The organism is Spirosoma harenae (genome assembly GCF_054776975.1).
Window position 1 is genome coordinate 1 of the sequence record NZ_BAAHBD010000030.1, and the last position, 3614, is coordinate 3614.

Consider the following 3614-nt stretch of genomic DNA (forward strand, 5'->3'; position numbering starts at 1 on the left):
AGTTCTTCAAGCTCCAGCGTCTCATCGTCATCGAACGTCATTGTGGCCACCAGGTTCATGGCCAGGGGCGTACTCTTGAGGTTGACAAACGTTAAAAACTGGGGTTCATCGGCCAGAATGTAGCGGGTCTGTGCCCCAAAGCGAAGCGCTTTATTGGCCCCGGCTGAACCCGAAAACTGGAGCAGTTCGTAGCCAAACAAGCCTTTGTGCACGTAATCGGCTCCACCCAGGTAGATGTAGCGCACCTGGTCGGCTTTGATTTGGCCCACCTGCAACGGGAACCCCCAGGCCTCGCCGTAGGTGACATAGTACTTACGCGCGGAAAACTGAGAAACAGTGGGATTTAAAAAGCTCCAGCTGGGTAGATCGGCCGTCAGCCAATCGTAGAGAATATTGCCGACGTTGATCTCCGCATCGCCATTGGCATCGGTTTCCAGATAGGCCTGATTGATGCGGGTATAATGCACTGTTAGGTCCGTTCCATCGGTACCGGGATTCTGTAGCCAGATCTCGGTATAAATGGAGTACTGGCTGCGAATCAGGGGATCAGCGCCGTCGGTGGTTCGCCCCAGCGCGTAGTAGGGAGAGCCGACGCCACCCGGCAGCACGGCCGTCATGTTGTAGGCTTTACCGGGCTGCTTGGCCGTGAAGTTGATAAACTTAATCAGGCCAACCGTGGACCGGGAGACGGCAAAATCTTCCCGGATGGGGAAGTAGTGAGCGAGGAAATCCGCCAGATCGTCAACGTACTGAGCGCTGCCATCGCCAGCGGGAAATTCGCCCTGGGCGGATGGGACGGTTCTGGCCGTTAAGGTGTAGGTTTTTTCGCCCCACTGCAGGGTGATGATGGTCCCATCGGGAACGGCCTGATTAAACCCCAGCGCATTGACGGCTTTCACCCCTAATGTCTGATACCGACCAGCGCCTTCGAACCGGTACAGGGTAGGACCGGCTTTGGCGAGGGCATGGAGATCGGGAGTTGACAGCAGGGTAACGTCGGCCATAGCCGCGAAACTGTCGCTCTAGCTCTTTTTTGACCGCGACACCCTATTAGACACGGCCCCTATTTATCCAGCCAATCCTCCGCCTTGATGGCGGTCTTCGTGGGCATTAATAGCTCAAAGGAGTAGCCCCAGCCCGTTGCACTGCCACCCGCGATGGCTGGGGTAGGTGAGCCATTCTGGTTAAAGGAAAGCTTTATATAGGGCTGATTAGCGACCAGGCCCATTTGACATTCGTAGCGTAAGCGGTTAAGAATGCTGCGCGCAATCTGCCTGGCCTGCTCCCGGGCTTGTCGAATGCTTTTCGTATTCCCCATCTCGACTTTACAAATGATACTGATGCCGCCCAGCACCGTAATCCGTTTGTTGTCGGATTCCGCATCCAGATCGTCATAATATTGATCCAGCAGTAACGCCGGCAGACTCATGTTCGGAATGGCCGTTTCCAGCTCGCTTAGGTTATCGTCATGCACGACAAAAAAAGCTTTCCGGTTTTCTACATTATGCCGAATAGCCGCATGCTGAGCGGCTATATTTTCAAAATAGGCGATGTACTCGGACTCGGTCATTTGGTTTTCGTTTTAGCTAGCTCAGCCTCCAGTTCATCAGCCTGGCGGATCTGCTCATCCAGCACCTGCAGGGCCAGATACAGGTTAGCGGTTTTGATTTCCTCAACCTTGGTCACGTCCAGTTTAGCCAGGCTAATGGCCACATTCAGCCAGGACGCTTTCTTGCCGGTTGGAGTTGACGTCGTTTGGGGTTCATCCCCTACGGAAAACACGTGTTCAAAGTACTGCTGCAGCACCTGACGCGAAGCTTCGTAGTGATGGACGATCAGGGTCAGTAGCGCCGGATCAAGCTCGGCAAACCGCTCCGCTCGACCATCCACTTTATCTTCGTCAAACGCTTCTCTGGGGTCAATTCCTTTCGTGAATAAACCTTTCCCTGGCCTATACAGAATGGCCGCTAATTCAGGCCAATTTTTGGCGTTATAGGCATTTTCTGAATAGATAAACTCGCCAAACGTCAGGTTCGACAGGCTTTCGGCCGGGGCATAATAGAGCGTTGGAAACAGCGTCCGGCGCAGTAATACCCGCGCCGATCCATACTGAAAATCGTAGAGCCGAAAGCTCGGTACCAGAAACATAGGTCCCGGGGTTGTTACGCCTATCCAGTCCAGGGTATCGATCAGCGCCTGACCGAACCGAAGTGCCTGATGACGAACCGGGGTATCAATCCCTTTTCGAACCAGGAACGCTTCGTCAAACAGCCAGCGCTGCTGGGTCGGCGTCATCTTGTAAAGCAGTTGGAGCACCACAAACAGAATCTCCAGTGAGTCATTGACCCGCTCCCGGAACCGAATCAACGCAATCGCCTGACGAGGTGTGAGCTCCTCCCAGGCCGAAGGACCACTGAAGCGCCAATGGTGATGGCGAGCTTGACCCGTTTTTATCGTCAGTTCCAGTGAGTTCATTTACCGTCCGGATTGTTTTAGTTTCCAAATCACGTAACTCACGAGTAATCCACTAAAAACGGCCGACCAGGTAAACACCTTCTGACTGGTGAGCTGCTCTTGAGCCGAACCCGGGTTTTTCCCCAGCCAGCTGTAGCGCCAACCGGTGTAACTGAACGATCCTCCTATCAGAAAAATAAGCAGGCTATACAAGGGGTTTCCCAAGTACGATGCATACAGCAGCGGGTGGACAAACAAGCTGATGGTGCCCGTGGTCAATAGCCAAAGTGGGATCATCAGCAGAGGATTCTGCCGAAACCGGTAGGCGAGTAGCGTACAGCTGAGAAAGGTTAAGATCAGTCCCAGTTCGCTGATCCAGAAAAATGGGTTGTGTAGTAACATGGCGATTAGGGTTTATGGGTTGAGGAATTGTCCGTCAGCTGGGTTTTAGCCTGCTTCAAGATGATATCAGCCAGTAGCCATCCGATCAGTCCCGCTATAAGCGTACTGAATTCAGGCGTTAGTTTGGTAAAGTTCACGACATCTTTCCAGGCTGACATGCCAATGATGGTCCCCCAAGGGCAATGGATATCCACTCCCAGAAGGGTTTATGAATAACCTGACCCGACGCATCTTTTTTGCTTTTCAGTGTAGCGATCGTCGCCCCGGCAAAGGCATAGGGCAGTTTATCCCATTGAATGGTCAGAATCCAGACGCCTACCTGCTCTAGCCAGGAAAGGATTAGTAGATACTGGGCTGGGGTGAGCAGGCCAGCTGTGCTACGAGTTAAGGTTTGACGAAGGCGTTTCATGAGCAGGGGATGAGCAGTTTACAAGGTTAAATTTTAGGGGTTGGCCGTGTGCCAGGCGACCCGGGCGGCTATTTTCTTGGGGTAGCCGTTGATGATGGCATCGTTCCCATTGTAGCCAATGCAAAAGCCATTCAGATCCCCTTTTCGGAGTTTTTTGTCGAGGCCTTTGCTGATTAAGAATTTACAAAACGCCATCAATTGGGCCGACTCACCCGTTTTTAGGAAATCGACGAACTCGTGCACGCTGTGAATACCCAGGTCTTCGCAGCGCCAGAATTCATCGCCCATCACCTGAAACAGGCCCCAGGAAGTGGCCATCAGGGCCGCATCCGGATCGAGCGCCATGGCA

General features: G+C 53.1%; 6 protein-coding genes. All 6 read right to left on the reverse strand.

What is annotated here, in order from left to right; genetic code table 11:
- Nucleotides 1-1004, reverse strand: a 1004-nt coding sequence (locus tag ACYVE4_RS26615) for a hypothetical protein (RefSeq protein WP_461043345.1), incomplete at its 3' end; no start/stop codon positions are given.
- A gap of 59 nt (nucleotides 1005-1063) precedes the next feature.
- On the reverse strand, nucleotides 1064-1570 hold the full coding sequence (locus ACYVE4_RS26620; protein ID WP_461043346.1) for a hypothetical protein: 507 nt from the start codon (nucleotides 1568-1570) through the stop codon (nucleotides 1064-1066).
- Nucleotides 1567-2475: a hypothetical protein gene (locus tag ACYVE4_RS26625; RefSeq protein ID WP_461043347.1), complete on the reverse strand. Its 909-nt coding sequence runs from the start codon at nucleotides 2473-2475 to the stop codon at nucleotides 1567-1569. Before ACYVE4_RS26625 ends, ACYVE4_RS26620 begins: the two co-directional genes overlap by 4 nt.
- Complete coding sequence (locus ACYVE4_RS26630; protein ID WP_461043349.1) at nucleotides 2476-2856, reverse strand: hypothetical protein; 381 nt, start codon at nucleotides 2854-2856, stop codon at nucleotides 2476-2478. It abuts the gene before it with no gap.
- Nucleotides 2857-2989: 133 nt separating this feature from the next.
- Entirely contained in the window at nucleotides 2990-3265 is a 276-nt protein-coding gene (locus ACYVE4_RS26635) for a hypothetical protein (RefSeq protein WP_461043350.1), read from the reverse strand.
- Between the two features lie 33 nt (nucleotides 3266-3298).
- Nucleotides 3299-3614: N-acetylmuramidase domain-containing protein (locus tag ACYVE4_RS26640; protein WP_461043351.1), on the reverse strand; the 316-nt coding region annotated here is incomplete at its 5' end.